Origin of the sequence: Phaeodactylibacter sp. (assembly GCF_040219495.1) — a bacterium.
GTDB lineage: Bacteria > Bacteroidota > Bacteroidia > Chitinophagales > Saprospiraceae > Phaeodactylibacter.
In genome coordinates, this window is record NZ_JAVJSK010000142.1 from 1 (window position 1) to 17,896 (window position 17,896).

Annotated in this window: 18 protein-coding genes and 1 tRNA gene; 11 read left to right on the forward strand and 8 right to left on the reverse strand. The window is 49.3% G+C overall.

All coding sequences use genetic code 11. The features are described 5' to 3' along the window. Positions 1–193 precede the first annotated feature (193 nt). The 4 genes from RIC19_RS23015 to gatC all read right to left on the reverse strand — a co-directional run bounded on the left by RIC19_RS23015 (position 194) and on the right by gatC (position 4,078). Complete coding sequence (locus tag RIC19_RS23015; RefSeq protein ID WP_350180738.1) at positions 194–2,281, reverse strand: HD family phosphohydrolase; 2,088 nt, start codon at positions 2,279–2,281, stop codon at positions 194–196. Positions 2,282–2,362: 81 nt separating this feature from the next. Beyond that, entirely contained in the window at positions 2,363–2,917 is a 555-nt protein-coding gene (locus RIC19_RS23020; protein ID WP_350180739.1) for a cob(I)yrinic acid a,c-diamide adenosyltransferase, read from the reverse strand. A 117-nt stretch (positions 2,918–3,034) separates the two neighbouring features. Continuing rightward, positions 3,035–3,766: an ABC transporter ATP-binding protein gene (locus RIC19_RS23025; RefSeq protein WP_350180740.1), complete on the reverse strand. Its 732-nt coding sequence runs from the start codon at positions 3,764–3,766 to the stop codon at positions 3,035–3,037. 6 nt (positions 3,767–3,772) lie between these two features. After that, positions 3,773–4,078: an Asp-tRNA(Asn)/Glu-tRNA(Gln) amidotransferase subunit GatC gene (gene gatC / locus RIC19_RS23030; protein ID WP_350180741.1), complete on the reverse strand. Its 306-nt coding sequence runs from the start codon at positions 4,076–4,078 to the stop codon at positions 3,773–3,775. A 261-nt stretch (positions 4,079–4,339) separates the two neighbouring features. Here gatC and RIC19_RS23035 point away from each other — a divergent pair, with 261 nt between their 5' ends. From RIC19_RS23035 to RIC19_RS23045, 3 genes are all read left to right on the forward strand, one after another. Then, positions 4,340–4,990: a deoxynucleoside kinase gene (locus RIC19_RS23035; protein WP_350180742.1), complete on the forward strand. Its 651-nt coding sequence runs from the start codon at positions 4,340–4,342 to the stop codon at positions 4,988–4,990. Positions 4,991–5,081: 91 nt separating this feature from the next. After that, on the forward strand, positions 5,082–6,179 hold the full coding sequence (ychF, locus tag RIC19_RS23040) for a redox-regulated ATPase YchF (protein WP_350180743.1): 1,098 nt from the start codon (positions 5,082–5,084) through the stop codon (positions 6,177–6,179). Beyond that, positions 6,179–6,784, forward strand: a complete 606-nt coding sequence (locus tag RIC19_RS23045) for a pseudouridine synthase (RefSeq protein WP_350180744.1) — start codon at positions 6,179–6,181, stop codon at positions 6,782–6,784. Before ychF ends, RIC19_RS23045 begins: the two co-directional genes overlap by 1 nt. On the opposite strand, the gene RIC19_RS23050 is transcribed toward RIC19_RS23045, so the two are convergent. The 4 genes from RIC19_RS23050 to RIC19_RS23065 form a co-directional block, all read right to left on the reverse strand. Then, positions 6,774–7,070: a DUF2752 domain-containing protein gene (locus RIC19_RS23050; protein WP_350180745.1), complete on the reverse strand. Its 297-nt coding sequence runs from the start codon at positions 7,068–7,070 to the stop codon at positions 6,774–6,776. The two genes, RIC19_RS23045 and RIC19_RS23050, sit on opposite strands and share 11 nt — an antisense overlap. Before the next feature lie 34 nt (positions 7,071–7,104). Next, entirely contained in the window at positions 7,105–7,608 is a 504-nt protein-coding gene (locus tag RIC19_RS23055; RefSeq protein WP_350180746.1) for a TM2 domain-containing protein, read from the reverse strand. A gap of 259 nt (positions 7,609–7,867) precedes the next feature. Beyond that, complete coding sequence (gene ung, locus RIC19_RS23060; protein WP_350180747.1) at positions 7,868–8,542, reverse strand: uracil-DNA glycosylase; 675 nt, start codon at positions 8,540–8,542, stop codon at positions 7,868–7,870. A 131-nt stretch (positions 8,543–8,673) separates the two neighbouring features. Then, positions 8,674–9,510, reverse strand: coding sequence for an alpha/beta fold hydrolase (locus RIC19_RS23065; protein ID WP_350180748.1), 837 nt, complete (start codon positions 9,508–9,510; stop codon positions 8,674–8,676). Positions 9,511–9,735: 225 nt separating this feature from the next. On the opposite strand from RIC19_RS23065, the gene RIC19_RS23070 reads away from it, so the two are divergent. The 8 genes from RIC19_RS23070 to RIC19_RS23105 all read left to right on the forward strand — a co-directional run bounded on the left by RIC19_RS23070 (position 9,736) and on the right by RIC19_RS23105 (position 17,700). After that, positions 9,736–9,809: transfer RNA gene (locus tag RIC19_RS23070), tRNA-Arg, on the forward strand. A gap of 169 nt (positions 9,810–9,978) precedes the next feature. Next, complete coding sequence (locus tag RIC19_RS23075; RefSeq protein WP_350180749.1) at positions 9,979–11,217, forward strand: tyrosine-type recombinase/integrase; 1,239 nt, start codon at positions 9,979–9,981, stop codon at positions 11,215–11,217. After that, positions 11,218–12,006, forward strand: a complete 789-nt coding sequence (locus tag RIC19_RS23080) for a hypothetical protein (RefSeq protein ID WP_350180750.1) — start codon at positions 11,218–11,220, stop codon at positions 12,004–12,006. It abuts the gene before it with no gap. Between the two features lie 121 nt (positions 12,007–12,127). After that, positions 12,128–12,409 carry a helix-turn-helix domain-containing protein gene (locus tag RIC19_RS23085; protein ID WP_350180751.1) on the forward strand — a complete coding sequence of 94 codons (282 nt, stop codon included), beginning with the start codon at positions 12,128–12,130 and terminating at the stop codon, positions 12,407–12,409. Between the two features lie 72 nt (positions 12,410–12,481). Next, positions 12,482–13,024, forward strand: coding sequence for a hypothetical protein (locus RIC19_RS23090; protein WP_350180752.1), 543 nt, complete (start codon positions 12,482–12,484; stop codon positions 13,022–13,024). 456 nt (positions 13,025–13,480) lie between these two features. Further along, positions 13,481–14,062: an STIV orfB116 family protein gene (locus RIC19_RS23095; RefSeq protein ID WP_350180753.1), complete on the forward strand. Its 582-nt coding sequence runs from the start codon at positions 13,481–13,483 to the stop codon at positions 14,060–14,062. Positions 14,063–14,303: 241 nt separating this feature from the next. Next, positions 14,304–16,655, forward strand: a complete 2,352-nt coding sequence (locus RIC19_RS23100; RefSeq protein WP_350180754.1) for a VapE domain-containing protein — start codon at positions 14,304–14,306, stop codon at positions 16,653–16,655. Positions 16,656–17,445: 790 nt separating this feature from the next. Further along, positions 17,446–17,700 (forward strand): hypothetical protein, encoded by a 255-nt coding sequence (locus RIC19_RS23105; protein WP_350180755.1) that lies wholly within the window; start codon positions 17,446–17,448, stop codon positions 17,698–17,700. Positions 17,701–17,896: the final 196 nt, after the last annotated feature.

Sequence of the window (17,896 nt, forward strand, 5' to 3'; positions counted from 1 at the left end):
TGAGCTTAGCGGGCTAAGTGAAGGTTTAATTTCGACGTCAGGTTCTTAAATCCTTGAAAATAAGGAAGCATCAACCCTTTTATTTTCTTTCATTCGGGATATTCGTTTTTTACCCAATGAAATTTCCCAACAAGCTCTAAAAATCCAGCTGCATGCTAATGGTGCAAAAGTTGGGAGAAAGGTAAATAAGGAGTTACTCTTCCGACTTTTCCTCTTCCGGGTATTCAATACGCACATGATGCACACTGCGCATGAGCTGCTGAAAAACCGTTTTGCAGGTTTCCAGCTCAGAGAACGTCAACTCGGAGTCTTCCAACTGCCCCATCGCAATCTTCCCGGTAATAATCTTGTCAATCAGCTCCAGCAGGGCAGCCTCTGTGGGGTTTTTCAGGCTCTTGCAGGCCGCCTCTATGCTATCGGCCAACATGAGAATGGTTTCTTCTTTCGTGACCGGCTTAGGGCCAGGATAACGGAACTCCTGCTCGTCGACCTCCTCTTCAGGATGGTCCTTGATGTAGTTGCGGTAGAAATACTCAACCCGGGTAGTCCCGTGGTGGGACTTAATGAAGTCGATGAGGAGATTCGGCAGCCGGGCTTTCTTTGCCATTTTCACCCCTTCCGGGACGTGGCTGATGATGATCTTAGCGCTTTCCTTGTCTGAAATATTCAGGTGGGGGCTTTTAACACTCTGGTTCTCGATGAAAAAATCCGGTTGCAGGGTTTTGCCAACATCGTGGTAAAGCGCGGCTACCTTTACGAGCAGGTGATTGGCACCGACGGCCCGGGCGGCCTCCTCAGAGAGGTTCGCCACCTGCAGGGAATGCTGCAACGTACCCGGTGCTTTATTCGCCAGCTGCCGGAGCAGTGGCCGGTTCATATCCGATAATTCCACCAGAGAAATGGCGGAAGTAAAGCCAAAAAAGCGCTCCAAAAGTGGAATGAGCGGATAAGCCAGCAAGGTCATAAAAGCACTAATGCCCAGCCAGGACAGCACTGACAGGTCAATGTCTTCATAGCTGCCTTCCTGAATGAGGGAAAGCCCGGCGTACCCCAGGAAGTAGACCACGAAAATATATAGTATGGAGTAGAAAAATCGCGTCCAGTCGCGGGTATCCACATCACTCAGCAGCACTACGATGCCTGCCAGGATTTGCAGGAACGTGAATTCATACCCCAGGGAAGACAGGAAACTGGCCAGCAGTATCACCACCAGGTGGGTGAATAGCGCGAGTTGCTCATCGTAGAAGTTCTTGATGACAATAGGGACAATACAAAATGGGATCATGTAGGTGCTCAGCAGCGCCACCTGCTCAACGGCATACACCAGATAGCTAAAGGCCACCAACCAAAGCATAATGAATACCAGCTTATTGAACCGGGAAAAGACGGCTTGCGCATACAGGCGTACGTACAGCAGAAAAATACCGATGATGAGCGTCGTCAGCAGGGCATACCCTGCCAATACCCCTGTGTAAGACTGTTCATCGGTGACTTCCTCCCGGTATTTCGATTTGAAAGACGCCAGTTTAAGGTAAATCTCTTCTGTGATGTAGCCGTTTTCGGTGACGATGAGATCCCCCTTGGAGACCCGCCCGCGGTAAAGCCCCACCTGACTGAGCTCCTCCGACAGCAAACGCTCGCTCAGGGTGTCATTGAAAAACATATTGGGCGCAATGGAGGCTTCCAACAACCCGTACAGGAAGTCGGATTCCGCTAATTTGCTGTAGGGCAGGGATTCTGCAAGGGAAGCCGCAGCCTCCGGCACCGTCGTCAGGTTCTCTAAAGTTTGAGGGTGGGTAGTATTGCCCTGTAGCACATTCACCACGAAGTCGTTCGGCTTGTCCTTGTGCACGGGGGCCAGCTCCGTTATGCCCGAATCATAAAGCCCCTGCAGCAGGGTTTTGCCGAAGGACCGGTAATCATCCGGGTGCTTGGTCACATCCGGGAACTGCTCCGCTTTGACTTCCGAGAGTTGGGCATCAAACCGTTGCTGGAAGCCAGCGATTTGTTCTTCCGTAATGCTTGGGAGCACCTCGTAATAGGGCGAAAAGTTATCCCGGATCCTGGCGCGTTCCTCCTCGATTTCCTGTTCGGGCTTGAGGATCGCGAAATCAAAGGGTGCCCGCAGGTCCTCATAGCGCCAACGCTGCCCCTTGTCAAATTCATATTTGAACTTCACATTATTCGGGAACAGGAAGCTGATGATCGCCACCACACCAGCCACCATCAGGTATTTGACTAGTGTGGGCAGCCCCTCTATCGTCGATTTCCATGCACTCATAGGCGTAAAGATACGGATTTAGAACTTGTTGGCGCGGCACTCTTTGGAGCAATTCGCTGACCAGGCAGCAACAGTGCCTTATTACTGTTTACGAGGTGCCCAGACGACTTCCTCCACACCTTTGGAGTAGCCAATGAAGCGGGCCAGTATAAACAGGTAATCAGAAAGGCGGTTGAGGTACTGCAACACGACCGGTGCCACACGGGACTCCTGGTCCAGAGCAACAACCAACCGCTCCGCCCGGCGGCATACGCAACGGGCGATATGCGCACTGGAAACTGCCGGATGCCCGCCCGGGAGGATGAAGTTCTTCAGTTCCGGCAGAGTCTTGTCCATCTCGTCCATGGCGGCTTCCAGAGCTTCGATGTCTTCGGGTTGAATATCCGGTACTATCATATCCTTATCCGGGTCAGAGGCCAGATTGGAACCGATGGTAAACAGGCGGTCCTGAATGGCTTTTAGCAAGGCGCGCACTGTTGGTTCTGTGAACTGATCGCGCACCATGCCGATGTGGGCATTCAGCTCATCAACGGTACCGTAAGACTCAATACGCAGGTGGCTTTTGGGCAGGCGTTTGCCGCCGAAAAGCCCCGTGGTGCCCGCATCGCCGGTTTTGGTATAGATTTTAAATCCCATGATTGGTTGTCGTTTTCATGGATCAACAAGCGGGCCGGGCAGGAGGTTCTAAAAAAGAAGGCCTGGAAGCGTATAAGGCTGGTTGGGCGGCCGGTTCATAAAGCCCCCCACACCCTCTTAATCCTGATTGTAACGGTGGGTGGGGTCACTGGCTTTGACCACGTTATCATTGCGCTCGTCGACTTCCACGGCACCATCCCGGAGCCGGACCATACGGTGGCAATGCTCAGCAATATCCGGCTCGTGCGTCACCAGAATTACGGTATTGCCCATTTCGTGAATGCGCTCAAGAATCCCCATAATCTCAATGGAAGTTTTGGTATCGAGGTTACCGGTCGGCTCATCCGCCAGAATAATAGAAGGCTTATTCACCAGCGCCCGGGCGATAGCCACCCGTTGCCGCTGCCCGCCCGATAGCTCATTAGGTTTGTGGTCCACCCGGTCGCCCAGGCCCACTTCCGTGAGCACCGCGCGGGCCCGTTCGAGGCGGGCCGACTTCGACTGCCCGGCGTAAACCAGAGGCAAGGCGACATTTTCCAGTGCGGAAAGGCGCGGGAGCAGGTTGAAGGTTTGGAAGACAAAGCCAATTTCCTTGTTCCGGACCTCTGCCAGGTCGTCATCCTCCATAGTAGAGACGTTGACGCTGTTGAGCCAGTACTCGCCACTCGTTGGGGTATCCAAACAGCCCAGGAGGTTCATCAGCGTGGACTTCCCCGAGCCCGATGGGCCCATTAGAGCCAGGTATTCGTTGGGTTGGATCTCCAGGTCAATTCCGCTCAAAGCATGTACCTTAGTGGTACCCATGGTGTAGGTTTTCGTAAGTCCCTTAACTGCTATGATGGGCTGCATAAATGATTATTTTTTTGCCGTCTTTGACGGAATTACTTTGGGTACCCGGAAGTAAGCTCCATCCTGATCAGGAGCGTTTTTCAAGGCAGCGGTCCGGTCCGTTTGCCCGCGGATGGTGTCTTCCCGCATCACATTAACATCTTCGTTGATGTAAGTCAGCGGGGCAACGCCCTCTGTATCCAGCTCCTCCAGTTGCTCGACCATCTCCAGAATACGGTTGAGGTCTTCGCGGATACCGGAGCGCTCGGAGGCAGAAAGTTGCAGGCGGGACAATTGTTCCAGCTTCAATATTAAGGACTCGTCAATTTTCATAAAAAATTATTAGATGGTTGACCCTAATTCATCGGTAAACAACTCTTTATGCTCTAAGAGCATGTTTGACGGAAAAACCAGGCTCCAATTTGGCTCCGGGGCTTTTCCGGATTTAGCCACAACTGCCTTTACATCAGTGGCTTGTCTGACTTTAAGAAGCCCAAAGTGCTACTTTTTATTTCTTTTTCGCCCCTAACAGTAGCCGATTGAACCGGATTATTTCCGCTTTCTTTTATATTTTCGCAGGAAATCCTGAAGAAAATGAGCGAAAACAGCGCGAAGCCGCCGCCAAATATAAAACATATTGCTATAGCCGGAAACATCGGAGCAGGCAAAACCACGCTTTCGGAAAAACTCGGCCATCAATTCGGTTGGGATGTCCACTATGAATCAGCCAATGACAACCCTTACCTGAGCGACTTTTACGAAGATATGCAACGTTGGTCATTCAACCTGCAGGTCTTCTTCCTCAACAACCGTTACCAGCAAGTCCTGAAAATCCTGGCGGGCGACCGGACGGTGGTACAAGACCGCACCATATATGAGGATGCTTATATTTTTGCGCCCAACCTGCACGATATGGGGCTGATGTCTACCCGCGATTTTCAAAACTACTTCGAACTATTCAAGACCATGTCTTCCCAGATTCAGCCCCCTGACTTGCTGATCTACCTTAAGGCCAGCATTCCGACCCTGGTGGAGCATATTCAGGAAAGGGGGCGCGACTATGAAGGCAACATGAGCCTGGACTACCTCAAGCGGCTCAATGAGCGTTACGAAAACTGGATCAGCGGCTATAAGGATGGCAAACTGCTCATCATCAATGCCGACCACGTAGACTTCATGCACAATCCGGAAGACCTGGGCGGTATCATTAATCAGGTTAATGTAGAGCTGCACGGTTTATTCTAACCAATTCCTTACCTTTGCGGCCTTATCAGGCATTTGACAGGTGGCGCAGTTGCCGCCTGTCGATTACGTTACTTTCAATCAAATACTCTATATGGCACTTAAGGCGGGTATCGTAGGGCTTCCCAACGTCGGAAAATCCACCCTTTTTAATGCACTGACCTCTGCCAAAGCACTGGCGGCTAACTATCCATTCGCAACGAAAGACCCCAACGTTGGCGTGATTACCGTTCCTGACCCGCGGCTGGATAAACTCTCGGAGCTGGTAAACCCCCAAAAGGTGCAGCCCACTACGATCGAGATCGTCGATATCGCCGGTCTGATCAAAGGGGCCAGTCAGGGGGAAGGGCTCGGCAATCAATTCCTGGCCAATATCCGGGAGGTTGATGCTATCGTGCACGTGGTGCGCTGTTTTGATGAAGGGAATGTGGTGCACGTTGACGGCAACGTTGATCCGGTACGCGATAAAGAAACCATCGATACCGAACTGCTCCTCAAGGACATTGAGACGGTTGAGAAGCAGGTCGATCGCTTAAAGCGGCAGGCCAAGAGCAATAACAAGGAGGACCTGAAAAACCTGGAGATCAGCCAGAAAATCATGGCCCACCTGGAAGACGAAAAGCCCGCCCGTTCGATTGAGCTGGATGAAGCCGGACAAGCCCTGCTTAGGGAAATGTTTTTGCTGACCGCCAAGCCGATCCTGTATGTCTGCAACGTAGAAGAAGATGCCGTGAATAGTGGCAATGCCCACGCCGAGCGCTTCAAAGCCGCTGTGGCAGGCGAGCCCGCTGAGGTGATCCTGGTGAGTGCCGCTATCGAAGCTGATATTGCGGAGCTGGAGACCAAAGAGGAACGCATGGAGTTCCTGAATGACATGGGGCTGGAAGAGCCGGGCGTCAACCGGGTCATCCGTGCCACCTATAAGTTGCTCAACCTCATTACCTACTTCACAGCCGGAGAGAAAGAAGTCCGCGCCTGGACCATTCAGGATGGCTGGAAAGCACCACAGGCAGCCGGTGTGATCCACACCGACTTTGAGAAAGGCTTTATCCGTGCAGAGGTAATCAAGTACAACGACTACGTCAAGCTGGGCTCAGAGCAAGCCGTCAAAGAAGCGGGGAAAATGGCGGTAGAAGGCAAAGAATATATTGTCACCGATGGTGATGTCATGCACTTCCGTTTCAACGTATAATGCCGGAACTCCAATACTACATCATCAATAAACCCTATGGGGTGCTCAGTCAGTTTACGCGGGAGCACCCTGACCACCGTGTGCTGGGCGATGTGTATAATTTCCCGAAGGATGTTTACCCGGTGGGGCGGCTGGACAAAGACAGTGAAGGCCTGCTCCTGATTACCAATGATAAATCCCTAACGCATCAGCTGCTCAACCCTTCATTTGCCCACCCCCGGACTTACTGGGTACAGGTAGAAGGGACTCCTACTCCGGAAGCCTTAAAACAGCTGCGCAAGGGCGTATCTATCCGGGTAAAAAAGCAAACGTATCAGACCCGTCCGGCGGTTGTCACCCTTTTTGCCTCACCTCCTCCCCTACCCGAGCGTGACCCGCCCGTCCGCTTCCGGAAAACGGTGCCCGACAGCTGGCTTACCATCCAACTGACCGAAGGCAAAAACCGTCAGGTACGGCACATGTGCGCGGCGATAGGCTATCCTGTACTGCGGTTGGTACGTACCAAGATACAACAGCTTAGCCTCGAAAGTCTGAAGTTGCCCATTGGTGGGGTGAAGGAACTCGAACGGGAAACGGTTTACCGGCTGACGGGTATCAAGCCGTAGATTCGCCGGCAGGGGCTGAAGATGATTTGGGGAAAAGCCCAAGTGTACGTAAATCCTGCCGGACCCAAATCCCCCAGAGCAAAATGAGCAGCGGCATCACCACCACTACGAGTGTATTGTAGTAAAAAGCCTCCGCAAAGTCGAGGTGCATCAGGTGCATGACCGCCCGGGTGAGCCCACAGGCATAGCATTCCACATCAAAAAGCAGGCGGGAGACACAAACGGATTGCCCGTCGTCGAAGAAATCGGCGGGCAGGATCCAAAGCACAATGGGTAAGGCCAGCATTGCTGCCAGCCTTACCTTTGCGAATAATTTTTGCTTAGAGGGTTGGGTCATAAGCACTTCCATCTGCAGGGCCAAGATCGCCCATTACAATACGGATAAGATCGATTAGCGCCCAAACACCACAGCCACCCAGCGTCAAGAGCTGAATAATACCAATGGTAGTGTAGCCCAGATAGAACCGGTGGATGCCAATACCTCCAACTAAAAGAACGAGCAGCAATGCCACTAGCTGACTTTTCGGCTTGCCCTCTTTATTGCCTTTGCGCAACTCTTTCTTCACGGCTTTCTGAGCCGCTTTCAGCGCAACAATTTCCTTGAGGTTCAGCTTTTCGCCTGTTTCCTGGCGGATTTGCTTTGGGGTCAGGTCCAGGAACTCGTCAATAGTGAGGCTTTCCAAACCGTTCATTTCCAGGCCAGCAGCTTCGGCAGAGGTCTGGATTTTATCCTGATCGGTCACCTTTACCACGAACGCGTGGGCTGGCTGAACCGACAGGAACGCCACTACTAAGACAAGAATGGGTAAAACAAGCTTTTTCATAATTTCAATAGGGTTAATGGATGATTAAAATTCTTTCTGTCGGACATAACTTTAGAGACCAAGCCATACCGACTCAGCTATACGATCTTGTATTTTCTGTTAGAAGGACTGGAAAACCAGAGATTATTCAGAGTACAGACCTGAAATTCAGGTAGGAAGTTGCACGTTTGCGTATCAAATTTATGTATTGGCTTTTAATAATGCAAATACCGGGCTATGAATTATCAATATTTGCGTTCAGCGCTCGGGAAATGCATTGTTAGGTGAGCTGCCAATTGATGGCTGTCTGACCCTGTTCCTGCAAGTAAACATTAGCTTTAGAGAAGTGCGCGCTGCCAAAATAGGCGCCGCCGGCCAAAGGAGAGGGATGAGCGGCCTCAAGGATCAAATGTTTTTTGCGGTCGATGAGGCTTTTTTTCCGGCGGGCGAAACCGCCCCACAGCATAAAGACCAAACCCTCGCGCTGTTCTGATAACTTTCGGATAACGGCGTCCGTGAAATCCTGCCAGCCAATTTTTCGGTGAGACCCGGCGGATTTATGCTCTACGGTCAGCATGGCATTGAGTAGAAAGACGCCTTGTTCAGCCCATTGCGTGAGGTCGCCGTGGTCAGGAGGGGACAACCCGAGGTCAGACTGTAGTTCTTTATAAATATTGCGCAGTGATGGCGGCACCCGCACCCCTTTGGGCACCGAAAACGAAAGCCCCATGGCTTCCCCGGGATTGTGGTAGGGGTCTTGTCCAAGCACCACCACTTTGACCTGATCGAAGGGGGTCGTATTGAACGCATTGAATATGAGGGAACCGGGTGGGTAGATTTGCTTTCCAGCTGCTTTTTCTTTTTTCAGGAAGGTAGCAATGCTTTGGAAGTACGGCTGCTCAAACTCCTGAGCGAGCACCGCTTTCCAGCTTTCTTCAATTTTGACTTGGCTCATGCGATTGACAGATCGTTTATTAAAGCATTCTGGAGCACATTCATTATGCAGATCAAAGGCGAATAGCCTTGATGCGATAATGAGGCGTTCATAAGCCCTGGTTTGGAACAAGAGCAAGCTCCCAAACGCACCTAGTATTGAACGGAGGAGAAGCCATCAGCGCCGGTATAATGCCCGGTTGTTATTTGGAGTAGTTTCTCCAGCGACTGTTCCAGTAATTGCCGTTTGGTCCAAAGCAGGTCATGCTTACGCCCATCCAGCAGTTTGAGCTCCAAAAACGAAGCATTCACCAACCGCTCTTTGGCGAATATAGCATTTTCAGGATAGATCAGGTTATCGGAGTCCCCGTGCAGTACGATGGCCGCACTCTTGATACGGCCCCAGAGCCCTGCCATGGAGTCAAGCTGCATTTTGTGGCTCAGTTTCTCCATATTAGCTACATGTATCGACCCCGGCAACAGCCACTGGAAAGGCCAGTGTTTAGTGATGTGCGTAAACAGGAAGGTTTTCTCTTTGCCCGGCATGAGAGAAGCCGACTGCAAAAGGAGGCCGTCCACCAGGTCGGGGAAGTCCATCGCAATGCGGGCTGCAACGGTCCCTCCATAGCTCGATCCATGCAAAATAACAGAAGGGTGCTGCCCCCGTTTTTGCCGAATCACTTCGGCAATCAAAGCCGCTTGCTTTTTAACGGAAATCTCAGGCGACCCATAGCCAGAGTAGCCATAGCCTGGCCGGTCCACCGCCATGAGTTTGGCTTTGCCCAGCAAGCTGCTATCCCTCAGGAAAGTCCGCCAAAAGGAAGAAGAGCTCGGCGCACCATGTATGAAAACAATCAAAGGCATGGAATCCCGCCCGATTTCCAGGTAACGCAGCTCCCGGTCTTCTGTTATCAGGGTACCAAACTCTGCATTCAGACCAAGAGGGTTGTCTGCCAGTATCCGCTCATAAGTAGGCGTGCTAATCCTCATTTCCATGAAGTTGTAGCCATAAATAAGCAGTAGGAAAAAGGCGAATGAGAAATATATTCTTTTCTTTTTTACAATTTTCTTCACGGGATTATCGATTAAAACCTAGTGTATTGCAGTAAAACTTAATAACTTCTCTTTAAACAGGAAAGCCGGGGCGATGGTTCTCCCCTTTAGAACTTGTTGACCGATAAGGAAAAAAACAGTATCTTTGCAATCGCAAAAAACGGTCCCATAGCTCAGCTGGATAGAGCACCTCACTTCTAATGAGGCGGTCGCAGGTTCGAATCCTGCTGGGATCACGAACGTAGGTTGTTGGTTGTCAAATGACAACCACAACTTACCTACAATCAACGGATTGAGCGCGAAAACGCAACTTTTGACTATCAACGGATAGTCTGCTTTTGTACTGGTTTTTGTATTGAAAGGGTTATTGATCCGCAATTACTTAACCTTTCAACTTAATCAGTCATGGCAACGCATTTCAAAAAGATCAAATTCTCAGTGGTCTACAATCGGAACAACATCTTAAACCAGGATGGGGAAGCCCTCATTCAGGTCCGGGCCTACTCTCCAGCAGAGCAGCGCACCCGGTTTTTCTCTACCGGCATCTACATCGAGCCGGACCACTGGGACACCACTCACCGCCGGGTATCAGAAAGCCACATTTCCGAGCTGCACCTAAACGACCTGATCCACGAACAAATTAAGGGCTACAAAAAACGGGAGTTGGAACTCCTTCAACGGTTTGGAGCGGCACCGCTGCGACTGTTGGAAAATCCCGCAGCTGAGGATGCGCCCGACCTTAATCCCTATCTGACATTCACGGAGTTTTTTGAGCGGGAGATCGAGCGCCCGGAACTTCAGGAAAGCACCAAGCGTCAGCACCGGGTAACGCTGCGATACCTCAAGCGGTTCCAGGCGAACGTGCTGTTCTCAGATTTGAAGTATTCCTTCCTGTCGTCCTTCAACAAATACCTACTCTCCCACCCCATGGGATTGAATACCGCGTTCCGGCACCATAAGTGCTTGCGCACTTACATCAACCTGGCTATCAAGCACGACTATCTGCCTATAGATGGCAACCCGTACCGGAAGTTCAAGCCACGGCAGGAAGAACCCCACCGCGAGTACCTGACCGAAGCCGAGTTGCACCTCCTGGAGCAGCTGGAGATCCCCTCCGGTTTCAAGTACCTGGAGAAGATCCGGAACATGTTCTTATTTGCCTGTTATACCGGGCTAAGATTCGGGGATGTGGTGAAGCTGGCCCGGAAGCATATTGAAGAGACGGCAAAGGGAATGCAGATCACGATGCGGATCGAGAAGACCCGCAACAAACACACCATACCGCTGTGGCTGCTATTCAAGCGGGACAGCATCCAATGGAGCAAGCCGGAACAGATCATTCGTGACCGCCTGGCAGAGCAGAGACTCGACAACCGGAAGGACTTACAAGCCTTCCCGCTGTTCAAGCTCACCAACCAATACACCAACCGTTGCCTGAAGGAGCTGGCAGGGCTTGCCGGGATAGATAAGCAGCTGAGTTTTCACGTCAGCCGGCGCACCTTTGCAACGCAGATGGCACCACGGGTACAGATGCCAGTGCTGCAACGGCTGCTTAATCATTCCACGCTGGATATGACTAAGATTTACATTCGCCTGGCTAACTCGCAGGTGGAACGGGAACTCGAAAAAATTGAATGGCAGTAGATGGCTAAGGAAAAGAAAATAGGGATTCGATTCTATCTGAATGACCGGCTGAAGCCTAAAATGATCGCTGGAAAAGAAACCTTTCCTGTGTATTGTCAGATCACATTTAACAGGAAAAACATCCAGTGCAACGTCCCACTAATCTATAAAGGTGGAACTTTGACAAAGCAGGAGTTCTTACAAGCGACTGAATTAGCCACCTTGCCTGAAGTAGCGAACCAACTTCAGCTATTTGAGGATAAGGCCCGGAAGGTCATTCGAATTGAGTACAAGCATTACAAAGACCGGTTTACCCTCAAAGGGTTTGCCGATGACTTGTACCATTACGATTCCCCCCTATTTGTCTTACTGGAAAATCAGTTGAAACGTGCTGTAATCGAATTTGGCGAAGCCACAGAAACGATTGCCCCGGATTGGTACTCTCTTTGGGCCATACTGGAAATATTAGGCAAAGAAGATGTACTTCAGTTCCTATCCAGTTTACCAGATGACCTGCAAATAAGCCTGAAGGCTTTTGTCTATTTGTCGGGCTACACCGGCAGAGAATGGCAGGAAGATGCACCGGTGACAACTGCACTAGATTGGTTTACCACGCCTTTAGCTCAACACTTTTCTGAGTTCTTACTCAACCACACCCCTATTGTGACCGATGCGCAAAAACGGGGATTAGGGTTCTTCAAAAATGAATCCGCGAAGTCTATCGTATGGCAATGCCTGTTTTTTTTCGATGTGGGAAAAGCAGATATTCCTTTGATTATCAAATGGGTATCAATGACAGTAATTCGGTAGATGTTTTTTTATCAAAAATGTGCGTATAAAATTACGCACACTAAACGTACAAGTTGTATATTTGATAACGAAAGCGGATTCATTAACCCTATTTTTTCTTATCACTAAAACAGTACGATGTATGAATGTCAACCTTTCAAAAGCCGTCAGGCAAGCCCGCGAAAAGCTGGCAGCGGTGACGGCAGACCTAACGGAATTGGAGGCCGTGATCGAAGACGCCAACAAGCAAGGCAAGCCAGTCACCGAAATTGTCGTCATGGAAGAAATGTGCGACATATTGCAGGTTTCTATGCCAACAGTACGGCGATACCACAAAGACGGCAAGCTGGAACCCTCCTACCGGAAGGGCAAACAGATTTACTGGCTACGGTCAGAGCTAAAGCAAGTATTGCGCAATTCGTAACCATCATTAAAAAAGCCCACTCCGAGCGGACACTCGAAGCGGGCTATTCACAATTTAAAATTGTAAATGACTATGACAAATTTAAGGAATTTCGACGTAACTCCCATTATGAACAAGATCAGCGAGTATGCACCCTTTGCCCTACTCATTATGGCAATCGGCACCTTTGTGATTATTGGCATCTTCCGCACCGACTACTACAGTCATTTATTTGAAGTCCGGTTTGAACCCTGGGCTGCTATGGCCATGGCCGTTTTTGCCGCATTCATCGAGGAAGGTGTTCGCCTGGCATTGCTCATTTCCTCTATCCGCGACTTCAGCGACAATAAGAAAGGTAACGGTTGGTTGGGCCTGATCGCTTCAGTGGCTTTAGTCTGGCATGAGATCACTACCGCCACGCACGTAGCCGAGCTATGGGCCGGAAGTCAGATTGCAGATGTCAGCGTCTACAAAGGTTGGTTTGTGTTCTTCATCCTGGTTGGTCTGATACTGGAAATCCGGTTGATCCTCACCAGTCAAAACACAAGCCTGGGAAACCCACAGCGCCGGTCAAGCCGTCCGGCAGCATCCAGCAACGGGCACCAGGTGCCAGCCTACAGCAACGGCACCCAATAAAGCCTGTGGCCGTTGTGCCACAAAAGCATTGCAAACAGTGTCATTCGGCTATGCTGGAGAGTACGCCGAACCGGAAGTTCTGTTCTAAACGATGTAAGAATACGTACTACCGCAACCGGCGTAATGAGCCAGCCACGGCCCTGTAAGTGAATGCAGTACACTTTATTTTCTACCACCATGCCGGGAGTATTGATCACTCCCGGCACTAAACTCTTATTGTCTATGAATTGCCATAATTGCGGAAAAGAGATCAAGCGAGAGAATGACCCTGCAAATCAACCGAAAATGGAACAGGGAAATGAAGTATTGAAGCTAATCGCAGAAATCAGGGAAAACCTCAGAAGGATAATGCGGGAAAAAACGCCTACAGAGGAAGACAAGGAGGGACTGACCTTGAAATTATAGGGCTGCTTATACCCTGAATAATCTTATTACCGAACTCAAAGAAGCTACAATATGACAACCCACATCCTAAACAGTGCCATGATGCCAGCGGAAGGATATTACCACCTGCGGGCCATAAGCGCACCAGAGTTTTTCCAGGGAGTTGTAACGGCCTACAATCGTAACCAGCTGAAAAGCTGGATCGGCTATGAGCAGAACGCCGAACTCATTAAGCAGGAAACCGGCATTCCGGTTGAGATATGCCGGGACGTGACCGAGATCAAGCACGGTGACGATATGCTCATAATGAAATTGAAATACCGGGTAAGCACCCAATACAAGGGCAAACCGGTTGACCCGGCAGACTTTGACTATTTCCGGGCCTGCTATATCGAGCGCCCACCGATACCCGCATTCAATGACCTTATGAGCATGGACATTTTCGAGCCGAGCGCACAACGATTTATCCAAGACCTGTACCACCTCACCGGCGGGAAACGATGGGAAGATGTAGAGCGGAAACGCATTGCACTGGCTAACACAGATGGCATTGGCGAAGAATGGCATAAGGCGAAGAAGGAGTACATTCTCGCGCTACAATACCATTTCGATTTTGATTTGTGGCGGGAAAATTACTACCGGGAAAATTCCTAAGCCGAACGACCGCCCCGCGCCCTGTAATAGGGCCGGGGCATTTTCAATTTAGGATTGAATGACTATCAATTCAGGATTGATCGAAAAGAGCAGAAAGCCAGTAAAATCAAGGGTTCAAACCTTGTCCTTTCATTTTGTAACACAACGTCAGACCTTTGAAAGGTAATTGACATTTGTTCATTAAAAAAGCCCGCAACATGGCAGACTGAGCAATGGCGGGCTTTAACTAAAAAATTTATCAATGGTAAAGATAGAACAAAAAACCACGGTAATCAATGATAAGCGCCTACAGGATCACCCTGTGACCTATTTTAAGGGTGCAATCAATACCAAGCCAGTAGACACAGGCAGTTTTGCAGACTTCCTGCAAAAGATGTTGAACCCATCTGATAAGCTGAAAGCAATTACTGACAAACTCCCATCCAAACAGGACGACAAAGACGCGTACGTTGCATACCGCCAAAAAAATCTTCCCGCTGTAGTCTCAGGCAAAGCCACCAAGCGGAATAATCAAAGCATCGAAGAGCATCCGCAAATATTGGGACTCGACATTGACGATGTAGAGGAAGACCTCCTTCACTTTGACCTAGAGGAGCTGAAAAAGATACCGTTTGTCCTTTCTGCATTTCCGTCTCCAAGTATGCAGGGGATTCGCGTATTTGTTTACACCGATTGCACACCAGAGACCCGGCAGAGCTACTACCACGAAGTTTGTAGCCGGATCGCAGAAGCCCTACAGATTGGACACAAAACAGATGGCAAGTTTGATTCCCAGGGCAAAGCCTACATTGATAGTACAGTGGGCGACCTTGCCAGGCTATGGTTCTTCACCGCTGTACCGCATGACCTTATTTACATCGCCCCTCAGCTGCACGTCTTCACCATGCCGAAAAAGGACAACAGGGGGGAGAGCAGCACGCCACCGGCACCCACCAAACCAGCGGAACAGAATAAGCATCGTCACACCCATGCTCAAAAGGTGGAATTGATGATTCGCAAGATTGAGGAAAAGGGGATAGGCATTACTCAAGGCACTGAAAACTGGTTCAAAGTAGGTTGTGCGTTATTCAGTGAGTTTGGAGCATCTGCCAGAGATATGTTCCAAAGAGTTAGCTATTTCCATAACGACTATAACCAATTGGAAACGGATCGAGAGTTTGACCGGGTAAGTCAAAAACACGATGGATCAGTCCATATTGCCACCTTTTACGAAATCTGTGATTTACACGGTATCCGTTGGAGTGACCATGTGCGAGAACTCAACCAGCTGTTTCCTCTGGATGCACCGGCACCCGCTCCTGCACCTCCAGCTGCACCGGTGACGGTAGAGGAGCCGGAGGAGGAAAAAGAAGACTTTGAAAACAAGACAAGTGGTCAAGGCAAGTTTGAGGAAGCACTAAAAGAAATATGGGAATTTCGATTTAATACCATTTCCCGTATGCCGGAATTCCGAAAAGTCGATTGCAATAAAGACTTTGAACCCGTTAATGATTATGAGCTGAATTCAATCACGAGAGAGCTAAGGCATAGAGGTGTTGACAAAGTGAGCCGCACCAAAGTTGCGGAAACCATAGAAAGTAGCTTTGCAAGACCTATTAATCCTATTGAAGAATATTTTTCAGAACTCGTTTACGATGGGGAAGACCATATCCGCCAACTCTGCCAAACACTTGAGCCAACCAGAGTAGATGGGAGCGATACCACGGAAATGGTAGAACGCTACTTTAGGAAGTGGGCCGTTGGTGCTGTAGCTAACGTCTTCATCAAACATAAATGCGCCAACCATATCTGTTTTATCCTGGTTTCAGGCGAACAAGCGAAATTCAAATCTTCATGGATAGCCAATCTATGCCCCCCGAAACTGAAGAAATATTACTTGGAAGATCGACTCGACCCAGACAATAAAGATCACCTGTTTGCAACTGCATCAAATTTCATCTACAACCTAGATGACTACTTTGCCGATATTACCAAAAAGAAGATTAATAGCCTGAAAGCCTTTATCACCCGTAACACGGTTGAGGGCCGCCGGGCCTATGCTCGTTATACTGAAGAACTACCAAAGATATGTAGTTTCATTGCATCCAGTAATGAGCAGAGTTTTCTACACGACCCCACCGGTAATCGGCGATTTGTGCCGTTTGAGATAAACAATATCCGCATTGATGAAGCCCAGGCAATGGATATAGATAAAGTTTGGGCCGAAGCTTACCACCTGTATAAGTCAGGGTTTCAGTATTGGTTGACCCAAGAGGAAGTTAAGGAGCTGAACGAGCATAATAGCCAATACGAAGTACAGACTACTGAAGCGGAAATGCTTACCACCTACTATGTGAAACCCGATAATCGTAATGGGGAAGGAGTCAGGCACCTTAAAATATCTCATGTGCTAAACTTCCTCCAGGTCAGAACATCAGCCAGACTATCCAAGAAAAAGTTAGGGGAGGCATTAAAGGCAAATGGGTTTGAACAATTCCAAAAGCGGGATGGGAAAAGCCGCATTTGGGTTTATGCCATGATTGAACGCACAGATGAAGAAGTCAACCAAATTGTGAATGGAAAAGAAGGACAACAAGAAGAAGAGCCTTTCTAATTTTTTAGTTTTCCCTAAAAGAAGTTGTGACAAGTTGTGACACCTCATAAATACTAAGAGCATCAACGTGTTAAGTGTCACAAGATCAAAAAAATCAATCTTGTGACAAGTTGTGACAAGTTGTGACAAGTTGTGACATATTAAGAATTTAACAAAAATGTCACAAGATAAAGCCCCTGTCACAACTTGTGTCACAAGATCGAAACCGGGCTGTAACCCCTATAAAATATGGCGTGTCACAACGTCACAAGATAAAACGGCAAAACTTAGAGAGTATAAAAAAACTCTCTCCCTGTTGTCCTCCATCAATGATTGTGTAACCTAAAATTGTGAAAAAAATGAGACTAGGATTAGGACTAGGATTGAACCGACACCACCCACGCCCCCAGCCGGAAGCACCCCTTCAGATGAGATCGTCCGCACCCATACCAGAGCCACCGGAAGAGCCGGAGCCACAGCGCAATTGGTGGGGTCGTCTCATCGCCTGGATGCGCCGACTGATCCCCAGCCGATGGCGTAAAAAGTAGGTGCAAAACCTTGTCCTTTCATTTTGTCACACAAGGTCTGACCTTTGTATTAACAACAAATTATTAAACCATGGTAGGCGCACCAACCAGAGAAGGAGGACGGAAAGATGCTGTACTAAATGTACGGATCGAAAAAGATGTTAAGTCAAAACTGAAGCGGATGGCGTTCGATGCCGAACTAAGTTTATCCGCATACATCCAGTATTTGGCGTACCGTCACTTACAATCTGTAGAGCTGGAGACCTACCACCAAAAAGAAGACCATGAAAATTAAGGGCATGAGCAACCTACCCAAAGGCACTAGAATGAAACAGGAAGATGCGCAGATGGTGAAAGACCTTTTGCAGCAATTCAGCGAACTGAATACCGATGCACAAAGTAAATTGATCGACTTCCTCAAGGCAGTCAATGGCGAGAGCCAGGCAGCACCCACGGCAGAACAGCGGGAAGCAGACAAAGCATTCCGGCAGACGATGCAGCAGTGGGATAAGATAGCCAGGGGAGAGATCAGGCATTAATGTTTTGTTGATGATCCGATTGCAGGCGACCGGGGAACCGGTTGTCTGCATATTTCCTGGACTCCAGGGCCTGCAATTGCAAAACACGACAGGCAAAGTCGGGTATCTAATGCTATCTGCGTTCTTACTGCTTCGCTACAGCTACAGCCCACAGCCACCTAAAGACCTGACAACAAAGGAGTTGTCTTTTTTAAAA